The sequence below is a fragment of the Geodermatophilus sp. CPCC 205506 genome, from assembly GCF_051383635.1.
Classification (GTDB): domain Bacteria; phylum Actinomycetota; class Actinomycetes; order Mycobacteriales; family Geodermatophilaceae; genus Geodermatophilus.
This window is the reverse complement of sequence record NZ_JALPKP010000083.1, coordinates 1-15223: the sequence shown is the minus strand read 5'-3', so window position 1 is coordinate 15223 and position 15223 is coordinate 1. Positions and strand designations below refer to the sequence as shown.

The following is a 15223-nucleotide window of genomic DNA, read 5'->3' as shown; positions in this document are numbered from 1 at the left end:
GGCCCGGCCGGTCAGGGCACCGGCGCGTGGCCGACCTGCGGCAAGCCCCTGGCCGACGGCACCACGGCGGCCGCCGCGGCGCCGGCACCGGCTCCGGCCGCCGCGCCGGCACCGGCTCCGGCCGCCGCCCCGGCGCCTGCTGCCGAGCAGCCGGCCACTCCCTCGCCGGCGGCCCCGTCCGAGGCCGACTACACGGTCGAGCGCGGCGACACGGTGGCCGAGATCGCCGCCGCCTCCGGGCAGTCGTGGCGCGCGCTCTACGAGCGCAACGTCGCCGTCATCGGCAGCAACCCCAACCTCATCTTCCCGGGCCAGGTGCTGCTGACCGCCGGGTCGGCCCCGGTCGCGGCCGCTCCGGGGGGCACCCTGGGGGCGTCCGCACCGGCCGCCGAGATCACCCCGGCCGTCGCGGCGACCCCCCTCGAGGCCGCGCCGGCCCCCGTCGTGGAGGCCGCGCCGGCCCCCGTCGTCGAGGCCGCGCCGGCTCCCGCACCGGCCGCCGCGGTCGCGGAGATCACCAACAGCGCCGGAGGCGTGCGGCCGGAGGCCCAGGCCGCCGCCGACGTCGTCGTCGCCAACGTCCCCGGTGCCGCCGGCATCACCATCGGCGGCACCCGCGCCAGCGCCGTCGACCCGCACGGCCACCCGTCCGGGCTGGCGCTGGACTACATGGTCGGCTCCGACACCGCCCTGGGCGACGCCATCACCGAGTACCACATCGCCCACTGGGACGACCTCGGCGTGGAGTACGTCATCTGGCAGCAGCGGATCCTCACCTCGCCGACCGGCGTCTGGAAGCTGATGTCCGACCGCGGCAGCGCGACGGCGAACCACATGGACCACCCGCACGTGAACTACCAGGGCTGAGCCCCCGGCAGCTCCGCGAGCTGCGCCCGAGCGCCCCCACCTCCCCCGGGGTGGGGGGCGCTCTGGCGTCCGTGCGGGTCAGAGGTGGGCGAGGTGGACGCCGTCGATCGACCAGATCGCCGACGTGTCGCCGTGGTGACGGCCCGCAGCTCCCGGAAGCACTCGCTCAGGGCCCGCTCGTACGGCAGCTGCGGCGCCAGGAAGACGTTCCAGCTCTCCACCACGGCCAGCTGCTCGGCGAGCGGGATGTCGAAGCAGTCGACCGGCGCGGACCGGTGCGCCAGCAGCTCCCGCAGCTCGCCGGGCCCAGGGCGGTGCTGGTGCGCTCGTCCCGGTGCACGCGGCCGACCAGCGCGATCTGGACCGCGGGGAAGGCGTCGGTCAGGGCGTCGAGCACCAGCCGCCACGAGCCGGGCGACGGGTACAGCGACGGATCGCTCGACCCGGCCGGCACCACCGCGATCCGGCTCTCCACCTCGCGGTCGGACGCCAGCCGGTCGGAGGCGGCCCGCCGCGCCGAGGACGGCAGCTCGAGGCGCAGCTGAGCTCGTACTGCACCGGCTGGTGGCGCCGGGTGTCGTCGAGGACCCAGTCCCAGTCGCGGGGCACGTCCCGCATCCGCCGCGCCGAGTCCGCGCACGGTTCCAGGAACGGGTGGTCGACCGGGTGGACGGCGGCGAGGAAGGGGCAGAAGCCGGCCAGCTCCGTGGCGGTCGCGGCGTTCAGGACGACGGAGACCTCGCGGCCCGGCACCGCCGACGCGTGGCCGTGGCAGTAGTGCAGCGCCTCGACCGCGTGGCCCACCTGCTGGGCGTAGAAGAAGTTCACCAGCACCCGCTCGGCCGCCACGGATCGATCCTCCGACCGGGAGCAACCGACTTCCGCCGCGGAGGAGCGGAGGCCGCCGACCTCAGGCCAGGGTGAGCGGCGGCACCCGGCCCAGGACCGGGGTCAGGTCGGTGCCCAGCTGCCCGGTGAAGACGTCCACGAAGTCCAGCTTCCGCGCGCTCCACGCCAGTGGCCGGCTGCAGGTGCAGGGTGAGTGCCGAGCCGCGATCGCGGCCTCGCGGGCCACGATCGCGTCCCGGACGTCGTCCCTCGCGAGGACCCGGACGCGCGGCACGGCGACCGGGCTGCCGGAGGGCACCGTCCACTCGACGCACGCGAACAGGTCGACCGTCGACGGCCGCCACGGGAAGGACGCCGGTGCGCTGAGCAGATCCTCCCGCGTGACCTGACCGTCCGCGGCCGGATCGACGACGTACCAGTACGGCACCGCGTCGTACCGGTCGATGACCTCGTAGTGACGGGCCTTCACCTGCGCGGTGAGGACCGGGCGCCCGGTACCCGCCCCGATCGCCGAGAGCAGGGCGCTCACCCCCCGGCTCGGCGGGACCGACGTCGCCCACGCCGAGCCCGCGACGACGGGCGCGGAGAGCCACAGGTCGACGTCGCTGTACGAGGCCCTGCTGTAGCCGGCCGCGGCTCGCGTCGCGACCCATGCGGACGTGCCGACGAGCTGGCCCGTGCGGCAGGCGTTGGCGCGGTCCCAGGTGGCCCCGGAGCTCTGCGGGGAGTAGGTGAGCGCCGCGGCGACCAGCAGCTCGCTGTACTCGCCGAGGATCGAGCCGTTCTGGGCGACGGGCCACGTCGCGGCGGGAGCCACCGGCGCCCCCTGGAACGCGTCGAGGGTGCGCGCGTACTGCGCCAGGTACTGCTCGGCAGTCGGCATCGTGGGCTGCTCCTCATCGGCGGGGTCGGACGTCGTCTGCATCGGCACGCGGGGCTGCCAACCGAAGCGGCGCGCCGTCCATTCGCCTGGTCGGGGGAACGGAGGCCGTGGCGCGCAGGCGGACCTCGCGTCGGTGACGCGCGGGTGACGGGGGCCGCGCTACACCTCCCGGAACCGTCGGAGGGGGCGCTCCACCATGACCGACACCGCGGACGCGTCGACGGGAGCGGCCGAGCGGTTCCGCGCGGCGGCGGGGCTCGCCTTCGAGGACGCCCGGCTCCGCAGGTTCCGCTACCACCTGCGCCGGCTGAGCCTGGCCGGCCTCACGGACGCCGACGAGCGCGACCTCCGTGAGCTCGGACGCGCCGCGTTCCAGGACCTGGACGTGGCCGAGCCGGTGGCCCGGATCAGGCAGCGGCCCGACGCCGGCCCGCTGGCGTCCGCCATCGCCGACCTCCTCGCGACGGCGGGGACCGGCGTGGGGGGACCCGTTCCGCCGAGCACCGTCCTGCTGGGCGCGGTGCTCGGGGCCTACACCGCGCTGAGTCTCGCCCGTGAGGCCGACCGGCCCGCCGCCGCGGTGTCCGGAGCGGTGAGCGGAGCGGTCGCGCTGACCGTCGGTTCCGTCGTCCTCGGCACCAACCGGGACGCCTGGCCGGAGTACTCGTCGCCGGACTGACCGTCTGCGAGGCGCCGCCACCCGGCACCGCGGGGGCTAGGGTCGGTGGTGACGCCAGCTCGGCGCCCAGCCCCTCCGCTTCCGGAGGGAGATCGGCGGTCCCTGGTGGGACCCACCCCGACGCCCACGACCGCCCGCCGGCTGCACACCGCCGCGCGGGGCGCCCCCGCCACGTCCCGCGCTCCGGCCGCGAGGCAGTCATGACGAGGATCCGCGTCGCGCGGGTCTCTCGTCCGAACGCCCCTCCGGCCGACCAGCGGCCCCCGACGCCCGGAGGCCGCAGCGGTCCGTCGCTGCCCCTGCCGCTGGCGGTCGCGCCCCGAGGGGACCGCGCCGCCGGAGCGCAGGACGGGTCCGACGACGGCTCGCCGCCGGGGTGACACCCGGGAGGTCGGGACCCCGTCGGGGCCGGCGGGCGCGCGGGGATGCGTCGTCCGCAGGCCCTGGTGCGGGCCGCCGGCCGGAGCCGCCGGTCCGCAGGTGACCGCGACGTCGAGACGCGTCGACCGGATCCTGTCCACCGTCGTCGCCGCCGCCCCGCACGCGGCCGGACTCGCCGACGCCCTGGTGCGCACGTGCACCGCGGCGTTGCCGGTCACCGGCGCGGGGATGGCGCTGATGACCGAGGGCGGACCCGCCGGGACGCTGGCGGCGACCGACGATGCCGCCCGGGAGCTGGAGGAACTCCAGTTCACGCTCGGGGAGGGGCCCTGCGTCGACGCCTCCCGGAGCGGTCGACCGGTGCTCCAGCCCGACCTGACCCGCACCGCGCCGGCGCGGTGGCCGGCGTTCGCCGGTGGGGCCGAACTCGCGGGGCTGCGCGCCGTCTTCGCCTTCCCGCTCCGGGTCGGCGCCATCCGGCTCGGTGTGCTGGACCTCTACCGGGACAGCCCCGGGGGCCTGTCACCGGCCGAGCTCACCGACGCACTGGCCTTCGCCGATGCGGCCACGGTGCTGCTCCTGCACGCACAGTTCCTGGACGGCGGATCGGACCTCCCCCTCGGCCCGCTCCCGGCGCTCGACGACCGGGCGGAGGTCCACCAGGCGACGGGCGTCGTCTCCGTGCAGGAAGATGTCAGCCTGGCGGTGGCGCTGGTCCTGCTGCGCGCCCGGGCCTACGCCGAGCACCGTCCGATCGATGAGCTGGCCCGGGACGTCCTGCAGGGACGGGTCCGCCTCGGTCGGGACGACGACGGGTGACACCGGGACCTCGAGGGAACAGCAGGGGTGCCCGGCCGACCCGGGCGGGAGGGGCCGATGGCCGGAGAACAGCGCCTCGTGCAGGTCTTCGTCGAGCTGGCGGACACGCTGGTCGACGAGTTCGACGTCGTCGACTTCCTGCAGGTGCTCACCGAGCGCTGCGTCGAACTGGTCGACACCGACGCCGCGGGTCTGATGCTCGACGACCAGCGCGGCACGCTGCAGGTGGTGGCGGCCACGCACGAGTCGGCGCGGCTGCTCGAGCTGTTCGAGCTGCAGAAGGCCGAGGGCCCGTGCCTGGAGTGCTTCGCGACCGGGCAGGCCATCGCCAACATCGACCTGTCGGACGCGGGGAACCGGTGGCCGCGGTTCGCCGCGGCCGCCCGCGACCTCGGGTTCGCCGTCTCGCACGCCCTGCCGCTGCGGCTGCGCCGCCAGGTCATCGGTGCGCTCAACCTGTTCACCGTCGAGCCGAAGCGGCTGAGCGACGACGACCTCGCCGTCGCCCGTGGCCTGGCCGACGTCGCCACCATCGGGCTGCTGCACGAGCGCGCCATCCACGACCAGGTGGTGCTCTCCGAGCAGCTGCAGGCCGCACTGCACAGCCGGATCCTCATCGAGCAGGCCAAGGGGGTCCTGTCGGCCCGCGCCGGCACGAGCGTCGACGAGGCGTTCCGCCTCCTGCGCACGCACGCCCGGCGGACCGGGCGGACCCTGACCGGCGTCGCGGACGCGGTCATCGCCGGCACCCTGGGCGTCGACGAGCTCGGCACCGACCGTTCGACCCCGTCCCGTCCGGCACGGTGACCCCGCGCGCCGTCGTCCCGTGGCGCAACCACCCAGCGAGGTGGGTCCGGCCGTCCTAGGCTGACCACCAGGCCCGCACGCGCGGGCACTGCCCCGGACCCGGCAGTGGCACGTCCCACTGCTCCGGGGAGCGCACGGCATGGCACAACGGTCACGGCACGGCCTGCACCTCGTGACGGACGGCCCCCCGCCGGCCGCGGCCCCTCCCCCGGTGCCGATCAGGCACGCCCGTCGGTGCGCCTGCCTCAGCCTCCACCAGCGGACCGTCGTCCTCGGCGTCGGAGGCCGGCTCGACGCGGACACCGCCGGGCGGCTCCGGCTGTTCCTGTCGATGTTCACCGTGGACGGCGGGCCCGCGGAACTGGTCCTGGACCTCTCCGGCGTCCGCGCCGTCGACGAGGACGGGATGGAGCCGATCCACGAGGCCGACGAGGTGATGCGCCTGCGGCAGGCGACGCTCCGGCTGGCGGACCCGTCGTCGGCGGTCGCCCACTTCCTGGCCGACGCCCGCTGCACCCGGAGGTTGGGGGGCGGTCCGGCGCCGGACGCCGCCGTTCCGGCCGAGGCCCGTGGACCCGTCGTCCCGGCCCCGGTCGACGGCCCGAGCGCGGGACGGGACTGACGTGACCGCTGCCCCCACCCTGCGCCCCGTCCGCGCCGGCCGGTCGGACTACGCCGAGTTGTCCTCGCGCATCCGTGCCGCCGGCCTGCTCGAGCGGCGCACCGGGTACTACGTCGCCAAGTACTCCCTCACCTGGCTCGTCTTCGCCGCGGGCTGGCTCGCCTTCGCGGTGATCGGGGCGAGCTGGTGGCAGCTGGTCACCGCGGCCGTGCTCGGCGTGCTGTCCACGCAGATCGCCTTCCTCGGGCACGACGCCGGCCACAAGCAGGTGGCCCGCACGAGACGCGGCAGCTACCTGCTCGGCCTGCTGCACGGCAACCTGGCGGTCGGGCTCAGCTTCGGGTGGTGGCTGGACAAGCACAACCGGCACCACGCCCACCCCAACCACGCCGAGCTCGACCCCGACGTCGCCCCGGCCGGGCCGCTGATCTTCTTCCCGGAGGACGGGGCCGGCCGGCGCGGGCTGTTCGGGTGGCTGACCCGGCACCAGGCGGCCGTCTTCTTCCCGCTCCTGCTGCTCGAAGGACTGAACCTGCACGTCGCGAGCCTGCAGGCACTGCGCAGCGGGACGATCCGCGCGCGGTGGCTGGAGACCGGGCTCCTGGCCGTGCACCTGGCCGCCTTCGTCGCCGCGCCGCTCCTGGTGCTGACGCCCTGGCAGGCGCTGGCCTTCATCGCGGTGCACCAGGCGGTGTTCGGCTTCTACATGGGCTGCTCGTTCGCGCCCAACCACAAGGGCATGCCGCCGCTCACGGAGGCCGAGGAGAAGGACTACCTGCGCCGTCAGGTGCTGACCGCCCGCAACGTGCGCGGCGGACGGTTCGTGGACCTCCTGCTCGGCGGGCTGAACTACCAGATCGAGCACCACCTCTTCCCGAGCATGCCGCGACCGAACCTGCGCCGGGCACGACCACTGGTCGCGGCGTTCTGCGCGGACCACGGGATCCGCTACGCCGAGACCGGACTGCTCGCCTCGTACGGGCTCGTCCTGGGGCACCTGCACACGGTGGGCGCCGAGGCCGGCCCCTGACCCGGTCCCGCCCCGCGCCCCCGCCGGTGCGCCCGCGGGCCCCGCCCCGGCGTCCGGCCGTCGTCGCCTTCGGTAGTTTCCCGATCAACAGGCCGTGTCGCGCTGCCACCTGGTGGCGCGGTGGCGGGAACTCCGGGTGAGGGAGAAGGTGGGTCGTGGCCGCCATCGATGCCGTGCTCGACGAGGCAGGACTGAAGAACGTTCGCGTCCGGGAGTTCGTCCACCGGTACGCCGAGCTCACCGGCGCCGACCGGATCGAGGTGGTCAACGCCTCCGACGACGCCCGCCTGGTGCAGGAGTCCCTGGACGCCGGCGAACTGCTCCCCGCGGGTGAGGGGCGCTACTACTCACGGAGCCACCCCAAGGACACCGCGCGCTCCGAGGAGCGCACCGTCGTCGCCACCAACAACCCCGCGGACAAGGGCGTCTACAACAACTGGCGCCCCGCGTCGGAGATGCGGCCGCTGCTCGAGGAGCGGATGCGCGGGGCGTCGGCGGGCAAGACGATGTACGTCGTCCCCTACCTGATGGCGCCGCCCGGCTCGCCGCTCGAGGCCTTCGCCGCCGGGGTCGAGCTGACCGACACCCGCACCGTCGTCCTGCACATGATCCGCATGGCCCGGGTCGGCGTGGACCACGTCAACGACCTCGCCGACCAGGACAGCTTCGTCCGTGCGGTGCACGTCACGGGTGACCTGGAGAACCTGGGCCAGGGCACCGCGGACGACCAGCGCTACTTCGTCACCGTCGCCGACGAGCGGACGATCCTGCACTACGGGTCCTCCTACGGCGGCAACGCGCTGCTGGGCAAGATCGCCCACGGCCTGCGCCAGGCCGCCTACGACGGGTGGGCGTCGGGCCAGTTCCTGGCCGAGCAGTTCATGCTCCTCGGGATCACCGACAAGCAGACCGGCCGCGCGTACCACATCTGCGGCGGGTTCCCCAGCGCGTCGGGGAAGACCAACCTCGCGATGATGCTGGCCCCCGACGCCCTCGGCGACCGCTACCAGGTGCACTTCTACGGCGACGACATCGCCTGGCTGCGGGTCGACCCCGAGGACGGGCGGGTCTACGCGATCAACCCCGAGTTCGGCGCCTTCGGGGTCGCCAAGGACACCAACGAGGTCACCAACCCGACCGCCGTCGAGGCCATCGCCGAGGGCACCGGCACCATCTTCACCAACGTCGCCTACAACGAGCAGACCCACGAGGTCTGGTGGGAGGGCAAGACGCCGCGGCCGCCGGCGGACCCCACCGGCTGGCGCGACTGGGCCGGGCAGCTGATCTCCGAGCGGCCGGCGGACGCGAAGGACGCCCCGTGGGCGCACCCGAACAGCCGCTTCACCACCACCCTGGCCAACGTGCCCAACATCGCGCCGGACTACGAGAACCCCAAGGGCGTCCCGGTCGACGGGATCATCTTCGGCGGCCGGACCCGGGATCGGGAGCCGCTGATCCGCGCGATCACCGACCTCGCCGAGGGCGTCTACGACGGCCTCACCCTCGGCGCGGAGGCGACCTTCGCCGCGGAGGGCACCGAGGGCATTCTCCGCTACGACCCCATGTCGATGCGGCCGTTCATGTCCTACGCCGAGGGTCCCTACGCCGCGCACTGGCTGAAGGTCATCGGCGCCGCGACCGACCAGCCGATCTTCGCGCACGTGAACTGGTTCCAGCGCGACCCGGAGGACGGCCACTTCCTGTGGCCGGGATACCGGGACAACCTGCGCCCCCTGCTCTGGCTGATGCAGCTGCGCAACGGCGAGGTCACCGGCACCCGGACGCCGGTCGGCATCGTGCCGACCAAGGAGGAGCTCGAGCTCACCGGCGTCGACCTGCGCCCCGGCGACATGGACACGCTGCTCACCATCGACACCGAGCGCTGGCGCCAGGAGATGGCGCACCGCGAGGAGCACCTGTCGACGTTCGAGGGCGTGCCGGAGGAGATCTGGGCGGCGCACCGCCGCGTCGCGGCCGCGCTCGACGCCGAGACCTCCTGACCGCTCCGGGACCCGCCCGCGACGCGTCGCGGCGTCCCGGGCGGGTAGTCAGCCGTCCCGCACCCGACGAAGGAGAACGGCATGGACATCGGTGGCCTCGGAGACAAGGCGAAGGACGCGCTGAACACCGAGCAGGGCGAGCAGCGCAGCGACCAGGCCCTGGACAAGGCCGAGCAGTTCGCCGACGACAAGACCGGCGGCAAGTTCGACCAGCAGTCGGACAAGGTCGGCGACCTGGCCGACCAGCGCATCGGCCAGGACGACGCCGGGCAGTCCGGCACCTGATCCGCACGGGCGGGCGGCGGGTGGCGCGACGTCACCCGCCGCTCGGCTCGCCGGTCCGGAGACCGACGTGGGCCGGGACCGTCCGCCCCCGCTGAAACCATGGCGGGGTGCTGCTCGCCGACGTCCTCGCCACCTCGACCGCCGTCACGGCCACCCGGTCTCGCACGGCGAAGGCCGGAGCGATCGCGGAGCTGCTGCGCCGGGCCGAGCCGGCCGAGATCGAGCCGGTCACCGCGTGGCTGGCGGGTGAGCCGCGCCAGGGCCGGCTCGGCGTCGGCTGGCGCACCCTGTCCCGGCTGGCCGGCGCCCCCGCACCGGCGCCCACGCTGACCGTCGGCGCCGTCGACGACACCCTCACCGACCTGGCCGCGACGTCCGGGGCCGGCTCGGTGACCCGGCGGGAGGCCCTGGTCCGGGGCCTGCTGTCCGCCGCCACCGCCGACGAGCAGCAGTTCCTCCTCCGGCTGCTCACCGGTGAGCTCCGCCAGGGCGCGCTGGAGGGGGTCGTGCTCGACGCCGTCGCCGCGGCGGCCGGCGTGCCCGCGGCGGACGTCCGGCGCGCCTTCATGCTCTCCGGTCGGCTGCCGGAGACGGCCGCGACGGCGCTGCGCGGCGGGAGCGAGGCGCTGGCCGCGGTGCACCTGCAGGTCGGCCGCCCGGTGCAGCCGATGCTCGCCAGCCCCGGCTCCTCCCTGGACGCCGCGCTCGCCGACCTCGGCACCGACGTCACCGTGGAGTTCAAGCTCGACGGCGCCCGCATCCAGGTGCACCGGGACGGCGACGTCGTGCGGGTCTGGACCCGCACGCTGCGCGAGGTCACCGACGCCGTCCCCGAGCTGGTCGAGCGGGTCCGCGCCCTGCCGTGCGCCACCGCCGTCCTCGACGGGGAGACCCTCGCGCTGGACGACGACGGCCGGCCGCGCGCCTTCCAGGACACGATGAGCCGCTTCGGCAGCGACTCCGCCGACGCCGGCGTGCTGCTCAGCCCGTTCTTCTTCGACGTGCTGCACCTCGACGGTCGCGACCTCCTCGACGAGCCGCTGCACGTCCGCCTCGACGCGCTCGCCGGCCTGCTCGCCGACGACGCGCACGCCGCGCTCCGGATGCCCGGCGTCCGCAGCCCCAGCGCCGAGCAGGCGGCCGGCGTGCTGGACGACGCCCTGGGCGCCGGCCACGAGGGCGTCGTCGTCAAGGCGCTCGACGCGACCTACGCGGCGGGCCGCCGCGGCCGGGCCTGGCAGAAGGTGAAGCCGGTGCACACCCTCGACCTGGTCGTGATCGGCGCGGAGTGGGGGTACGGCCGGCGGTCGGGGCGGCTGTCGAACATCCACCTCGGCGCCCGGGACCCGGACGGCGGTCCGCCGGTCATGGTCGGCAAGACCTTCAAGGGGATGACCGACGAGCTGCTGGACTGGCAGACCCGCACCTTCCCCGAGCACGCCAGCGAGCACGCCGACTGGGGGGTGGTGCTGCGGCCGGAGCTGGTGGTGGAGATCGCCCTCGACGGGGCGCAGCGCAGCCCGCGCTACCCCGGCGGCGTCGCGCTGCGCTTCGCGCGGGTGCTGCGGTACCGGCCGGACAAGTCCGCCGCCGAGGCCGACACGATCGACACGATCCGCGGCCTGCTCGCCGGCGGGTGAGCCGACCGGCCGCCACCTGCCGCCGGTGACGCCGAGGTGACGCGGCCCGGCTACGGTCCGCCGCCGGGGAGAGCCGCACCCGCTCCCCCACGGCCTGCCGACCCCCGGGAGAGCGCCATGCCGCTGGTCCTCGAGCCCGCGCCGCCCGAGGTCGCCGACGAGCTGCGGCGGCTGTCCGACGCCCTCGACCTCCTCGTCCCCGCCCGGCAGCTGGACCACAACCTGCTCATCGCGACGTGGAACATCCGCGCCTTCGGCGACCTGACGGAGAAGTGGCACGCCGAGGACGGCGACAGCCCGCGCCGCGACCTGGCCGCACTGTCGGCGATCGCGGAGGTCATCAGCCGCTTCGACGTGGTGGCGGTGCAGGAGGTCCGGGGCAACCTGCGCAGCCTGCGGCACGCCCTCAAGCTGCTCGGCCCGCACTGGGGGCTGATCCTCACCGACGTCACCAGGGGCTCCCAGGGCAACGACGAGCGCCTGGCCTTCGTCTTCGACACCCGGCGGGTCCGTCCGTCCGGGCTGGCCTGCGAGCTGGTGCTGCCCGAGGACGACGGTGCGCCGGCGGCGGGGCCGCCCGGCCTGCGCCAGTTCGCCCGCACCCCCTACGCGGTGAGCTTCCTCGCGGGGTCGACGACGTTCATCCTCGTCACCCTGCACGTCCGGTACGGGGACGCCCCGGCCGACCGGATCGGTGAGCTGAAGGCCATCGCCGAGTGGATGGCCGACTGGGCCCGCCGGGAGCGGCAGTGGGGGCACAACCTGCTGGCCCTGGGCGACTTCAACATCGACCGCCGCGGCGACGCGCTCTTCGAGGCGTTCACGTCGACCGGCCTGCGCCCACCCGACGAGCTCAACGACGTGCCCCGGACGATCTTCGACGACGCCGGGTCCGGCCACTTCTACGACCAGATCGCCTGGTTCACCGGCGCCCACGACGTGCCGCAGCTGACCCTGCGCTACACGGAGCGAGCCGGGATGTTCGACTTCGTGCCGTGGCTGCAGGCCGACGACACCCGCCAGCAGCTGTCCTGGCGGATCTCGGACCACTACCCGCTCTGGGTCGAGTTCGACCTCCGCTGAGCCGGGGCCGGCAGCCCTCGACGCGCGGGCGGCATCCGTGCTGGGCTGACCCCGCCACCGCCCCGGCGCCGGGAGGAGTCCCCATGCCCGTGCAGCTCAACCACACCATCGTCGCCGCCCGCGACCGGCACGCGTCGGCGGCCTTCCTCGCCGACCTCCTCGGCCTGGCCAGCCCGACGACGTACGGCCCCTTCGCGGTCGTCCAGCTCGACAACGACGTCTCCCTGGACTTCATGGAGGAGGCGGAGGTCCACCCGCGGCACTACGCCTTCCTCGTCAGCGAGGCGGAGTTCGACGAGGTCTTCGGGCGGATCCGGGCGCGGGGGCTGGACCACTGGGCCGACCCGTTCCAGCAGCGACCGGGCGAGATCAACACCAACGACGGGGGCCGCGGCGTCTACTGGCAGGACCCGGACGGGCACGTGCTGGAGATCATCACCCGGCCGTACGGCGGGTGACCTGACGGCCGGCGACGCAGGCGCCGCAGGCGCACCCGCGGGCGGCCCACCAGCCGTACCCGCCGGTGACGACGACGACCACCAGGACGGCGACGTAGCCCCACAGCCACGGGTCGCCGGTGTCCAACACCGCCCGGTGCCGGGCCAGCACGCCCAGCTGCAGCACGCCGAACACGGTGTAGACCGCCGCCGGCACCCGCAGGCGGAGCAGGTCGCGCTCGCGGATCACCAGCGCCGCACCGATGCCCAGCGCGATCAACCACGCACCGATCACCTGCGCGCTCAGCGGCATCAGGTCCCACGGCCAGAACCGCGTGACGACCTCGGCCTCGTGGTGCACCGCGACGCCGCCGAGGAACAGGACCGCACCGGCCGCCGACAGCACCAGGCCCTGGGCGCCGAGCCAGCCGGCCAGCCAGCGCGGGAGCGGCCGGTGGGCCGGCCGTGCCCCGCTCCGGGCGTCCTGCTGCCCCGCGATGACCGACCGGCAGGCCAGCGGGACGACGAGGTAGACCAGCAGCCACACCCACGCCGCCAGCCGCCCGGTGGTCCCACCCTCGACCAGGTGCAGGCGGTGCGTGTGGATCAGCGTGGCGAGGAGGGTGAGCCAGGTGAAGATGGCGACCGTGAGGACGGGGACGCGGACCTCGTCCCACCTCCGCCGCCGCAGGGCCAGCAGCGACAGCACGGCTCCGGCCCCGTACGCCGCGCCCAGCCACGCCGCGGTCAGCTCCGTGTGGATGGGCCAGGCGAAGTCCTCGTGCGCGCTCGTGGTCCGGACCAGCAGTTGCAGGACGGCGAGCAGGGTGAGCCCCAGGAAGGCCCTCAGCAGCCAGCGGGTGCCGGGCCGGACCTCGTCGGGGGCGGCCTCCACCAGTGGCGCCGGGATGACCTCCTCCGTCCTCCGCTCGGGGAGGACGGGGGACGGTGCAGCCATGAGTTGCTCCTTCGGGACGAGCGGGACGTCGTCCTGCTCAGAGTGGCCGACGGAGCTTGTCAGGACATGACCAGAACTGCTCGACTTCCCCTGACCGTGGCAGGGGGTCAGATCTGACCATGCGATCCCGGGGGCCGGTCGCGTACGAGTTCGGAGACGCAGGCCCCCGCCCATCGTGACGTTCCTCGCCGACGTCCAGCGCTGCCTCGACGCGCCCGACGACGTCTCCCCCGACCCCGACACGCCGTCGCGGACCGGTTCCGGCGCGGTGACCGCGTCGTCGTCGCGGGTGCCGACGGGAAGGTCCTCCGGGTGAACCGCCGTCGCCGCTGACCCCGCCGGGGCGCATGCGGGGGGTAGCGTCGACGGCGACGAGAGGGGACCCCATCACCACACACCGCGGACGCTGCGCTGATGCTCACCTCGGGTGTCCCTGCCGGGGCGACGAGACGATCCACGAGGAACGGTCGCGCGCGATCACCGACGCGCGAGCCCGGTCGGACGAGCCGGTGGAGTGCCCCGAGTGCGGCTCGGCCACGACTCCGCTGGCCATCGTCACGTGGGGGAACTGCCGGGTCTGCCGGACGGCGCACACGAGGCTGACCGACCCGCTGCGCTGGTGAACCGCTAATGGGCCGCGCTCGACCGGAGCGCGGCCCCGCCCAGCTCGCGGAGGTCGGACACCGAGAGCACCCGCCACGTCGGGTACAGCTCGACGTCGGCGTCCTCGGTCAGGCCGTCCACGACCGTGATCCAGCCGGCCGGACCGAACCGGACGATCCGTCGCGGCAGTTCCACCCGTCCCGCCGGGACGTCGGTGTCCAGCAGGACGACGCGCCCCTCGTAGAGGTGTCGGTCGTTGACGGTGGTGATGTCCATGCGGGTCACCCTCCTTCGGCCGGGAGGAACCGGCACCGTCGGGCCCACGGCTCCTCCCTGTGAGTGTGATGCTCGCGGCGTGGGGTCCCCCTCACGGCCGTCGTGGACTACAGTGGTGACGGTCGCTGTCGTACCTCTGCTTCGTTCTCGAACGTCCGCAGTCGTCTCTGCCTGACGTTCCTCTCGGTCCTGCCGGTCGGTGCGGCGACCCCGGGCCCTCTCTCGTCGGCCCGGAGACCTCCAGCACGGAATGAGAACGACATGGCTCAGGGCACTGTGAAGTGGTTCAACGCGGAGAAGGGCTTCGGCTTCATCTCCCAGGACGGCGGCGGCGCCGACGTCTTCTGCCACTACTCGGCGATCACCGGTAGCGGCTACAAGTCCCTCGAGGAGGGGCAGCAGGTCGAGTTCGACGTCACGCAGGGCCAGAAGGGCCCGCAGGCGGAGAACGTCCGCCCCGTCTGATCCCGGACGCGGTACGACGGGGGCCACGGCGCACTGCGCCGTGGCCCCCGTTCGCGTCCGAGTGGCCGTCCCGGCCCGGCCGGTCGATGCTCGGGGTCGCGCGGTCCCCCGGCGCGTGCGCCACGGATGCGCCGAGGGCTTCCGGACGCCGGGGTATCGGAGTTAGGTAGGCCCCCGGCACGCCCTCACCGGCGTGCCGGAACACGGTCGGCGATGGGGGACCACATGCCCGACGAGCTTCCGCGGACACGACGATCGCCGCGTGCCCGGGCGGTGGAGCCGGTCGGGCAGTCGGCCCGATGACGGTCCGACGGCACGTCCCGGCGGGTGTCGCCGCGGGGCTCACCGTCGTGGCCCTGGTCGCGCTCCCGCAGCCGACCGAGCCCCCCGCCGAAGCGGGCGCGTCCCCGCCCGCGGCCCTCGTCGCCGCGCTCGCCCAGGACGCCGCGCGGCTCCCCGCCGTCCGCGACGTCGTGCCGCTGACCGCGCCGGCGGTCGAGCCGGCCCCCGTCCCCGCGGCGCCGCCCGCGCAGTCGGAG

At 74.7% G+C, this 15223-nt stretch carries 17 protein-coding genes and 1 pseudogene; 14 read left to right on the top strand and 4 right to left on the bottom strand.

Translation table 11 applies throughout. The features are described from left to right. On the top strand, positions 1 to 867 hold an 867-nt coding region (locus tag MY520_RS26920), incomplete at its 5' end, for a LysM peptidoglycan-binding domain-containing protein (protein ID WP_436695768.1). A 381-nt stretch (positions 868 to 1248) separates the two neighbouring features. On the opposite strand, the gene MY520_RS26915 is transcribed toward MY520_RS26920, so the two are convergent. Continuing rightward, positions 1249 to 1716 (bottom strand): hypothetical protein, encoded by a 468-nt coding sequence (locus tag MY520_RS26915; RefSeq protein ID WP_436695767.1) that lies wholly within the window; start codon positions 1714 to 1716, stop codon positions 1249 to 1251. A 61-nt stretch (positions 1717 to 1777) separates the two neighbouring features. Further along, positions 1778 to 2599 (bottom strand): hypothetical protein, encoded by an 822-nt coding sequence (locus MY520_RS26910; protein WP_436695766.1) that lies wholly within the window; start codon positions 2597 to 2599, stop codon positions 1778 to 1780. Positions 2600 to 2795: 196 nt separating this feature from the next. On the opposite strand from MY520_RS26910, the gene MY520_RS26905 reads away from it, so the two are divergent. The 10 genes from MY520_RS26905 (at position 2796) to MY520_RS26860 (ending at position 12403) form a co-directional block, all read left to right on the top strand. Continuing rightward, on the top strand, positions 2796 to 3278 hold the full coding sequence (locus MY520_RS26905) for a hypothetical protein (protein ID WP_436695765.1): 483 nt from the start codon (positions 2796 to 2798) through the stop codon (positions 3276 to 3278). Between the two features lie 480 nt (positions 3279 to 3758). Next, complete coding sequence (locus MY520_RS26900; RefSeq protein ID WP_436695764.1) at positions 3759 to 4478, top strand: GAF and ANTAR domain-containing protein; 720 nt, start codon at positions 3759 to 3761, stop codon at positions 4476 to 4478. Between the two features lie 57 nt (positions 4479 to 4535). Continuing rightward, positions 4536 to 5285, top strand: a complete 750-nt coding sequence (locus MY520_RS26895) for a GAF and ANTAR domain-containing protein (protein WP_436695763.1) — start codon at positions 4536 to 4538, stop codon at positions 5283 to 5285. A 211-nt stretch (positions 5286 to 5496) separates the two neighbouring features. Continuing rightward, entirely contained in the window at positions 5497 to 5907 is a 411-nt protein-coding gene (locus MY520_RS26890; RefSeq protein ID WP_436695762.1) for an STAS domain-containing protein, read from the top strand. Between the two features lies 1 nt (position 5908). Further along, positions 5909 to 6937, top strand: coding sequence for a fatty acid desaturase family protein (locus MY520_RS26885; protein ID WP_436695761.1), 1029 nt, complete (start codon positions 5909 to 5911; stop codon positions 6935 to 6937). Between the two features lie 155 nt (positions 6938 to 7092). Continuing rightward, on the top strand, positions 7093 to 8937 hold the full coding sequence (locus tag MY520_RS26880; protein WP_436695760.1) for a phosphoenolpyruvate carboxykinase (GTP): 1845 nt from the start codon (positions 7093 to 7095) through the stop codon (positions 8935 to 8937). An 81-nt stretch (positions 8938 to 9018) separates the two neighbouring features. Continuing rightward, on the top strand, positions 9019 to 9222 hold the full coding sequence (locus tag MY520_RS26875; protein ID WP_436695759.1) for an antitoxin: 204 nt from the start codon (positions 9019 to 9021) through the stop codon (positions 9220 to 9222). A 107-nt stretch (positions 9223 to 9329) separates the two neighbouring features. Then, entirely contained in the window at positions 9330 to 10862 is a 1533-nt protein-coding gene (locus MY520_RS26870; RefSeq protein WP_436695758.1) for an ATP-dependent DNA ligase, read from the top strand. A gap of 117 nt (positions 10863 to 10979) precedes the next feature. Then, a complete protein-coding gene (locus MY520_RS26865) occupies positions 10980 to 11945 on the top strand; it encodes an endonuclease/exonuclease/phosphatase family protein (protein WP_436695757.1) in 966 nt (321 codons plus the stop codon). Positions 11946 to 12028: 83 nt separating this feature from the next. Continuing rightward, positions 12029 to 12403 (top strand): VOC family protein, encoded by a 375-nt coding sequence (locus tag MY520_RS26860; protein WP_436695756.1) that lies wholly within the window; start codon positions 12029 to 12031, stop codon positions 12401 to 12403. Here MY520_RS26860 and MY520_RS26855 read toward each other — a convergent pair. Then, positions 12381 to 13340: a hypothetical protein gene (locus MY520_RS26855; protein WP_436695755.1), complete on the bottom strand. Its 960-nt coding sequence runs from the start codon at positions 13338 to 13340 to the stop codon at positions 12381 to 12383. The genes MY520_RS26860 and MY520_RS26855 overlap by 23 nt on opposite strands. Positions 13341 to 13515: 175 nt before the next feature. Here MY520_RS26855 and MY520_RS26850 point away from each other — a divergent pair, with 175 nt between their 5' ends. Next, positions 13516 to 13656 (top strand): hypothetical protein, encoded by a 141-nt coding sequence (locus MY520_RS26850; protein WP_436695754.1) that lies wholly within the window; start codon positions 13516 to 13518, stop codon positions 13654 to 13656. 311 nt (positions 13657 to 13967) lie between these two features. Here MY520_RS26850 and MY520_RS26845 read toward each other — a convergent pair whose 3' ends face one another. After that, entirely contained in the window at positions 13968 to 14219 is a 252-nt protein-coding gene (locus tag MY520_RS26845; protein WP_436695753.1) for a hypothetical protein, read from the bottom strand. Positions 14220 to 14480: 261 nt separating this feature from the next. Between MY520_RS26845 and MY520_RS26840 the strand changes: the two genes are divergently transcribed. Further along, positions 14481 to 14684 carry a cold-shock protein gene (locus MY520_RS26840; protein WP_436695752.1) on the top strand — a complete coding sequence of 68 codons (204 nt, stop codon included), beginning with the start codon at positions 14481 to 14483 and terminating at the stop codon, positions 14682 to 14684. A gap of 299 nt (positions 14685 to 14983) precedes the next feature. After that, positions 14984 to 15223, top strand: a pseudogene (locus MY520_RS26835) (hypothetical protein); the annotation flags it as partial.

Coding starts and splice junctions, on each gene's coding strand:
- MY520_RS26865 (WP_436695757.1), top strand. CDS start 10,980: ATGCCGCTGGTCCTCGAGCCCGCGCCGCCCGAGGTCGCCGACGAGCTG.
- MY520_RS26895 (WP_436695763.1), top strand. CDS start 4,536: ATGGCCGGAGAACAGCGCCTCGTGCAGGTCTTCGTCGAGCTGGCGGAC.
- MY520_RS26845 (WP_436695753.1), bottom strand. CDS start 14,219: ATGGACATCACCACCGTCAACGACCGACACCTCTACGAGGGGCGCGTC.
- MY520_RS26875 (WP_436695759.1), top strand. CDS start 9,019: ATGGACATCGGTGGCCTCGGAGACAAGGCGAAGGACGCGCTGAACACC.
- MY520_RS26905 (WP_436695765.1), top strand. CDS start 2,796: ATGACCGACACCGCGGACGCGTCGACGGGAGCGGCCGAGCGGTTCCGC.
- MY520_RS26860 (WP_436695756.1), top strand. CDS start 12,029: ATGCCCGTGCAGCTCAACCACACCATCGTCGCCGCCCGCGACCGGCAC.
- MY520_RS26855 (WP_436695755.1), bottom strand. CDS start 13,340: ATGGCTGCACCGTCCCCCGTCCTCCCCGAGCGGAGGACGGAGGAGGTC.
- MY520_RS26910 (WP_436695766.1), bottom strand. CDS start 2,599: ATGCCGACTGCCGAGCAGTACCTGGCGCAGTACGCGCGCACCCTCGAC.
- MY520_RS26840 (WP_436695752.1), top strand. CDS start 14,481: ATGGCTCAGGGCACTGTGAAGTGGTTCAACGCGGAGAAGGGCTTCGGC.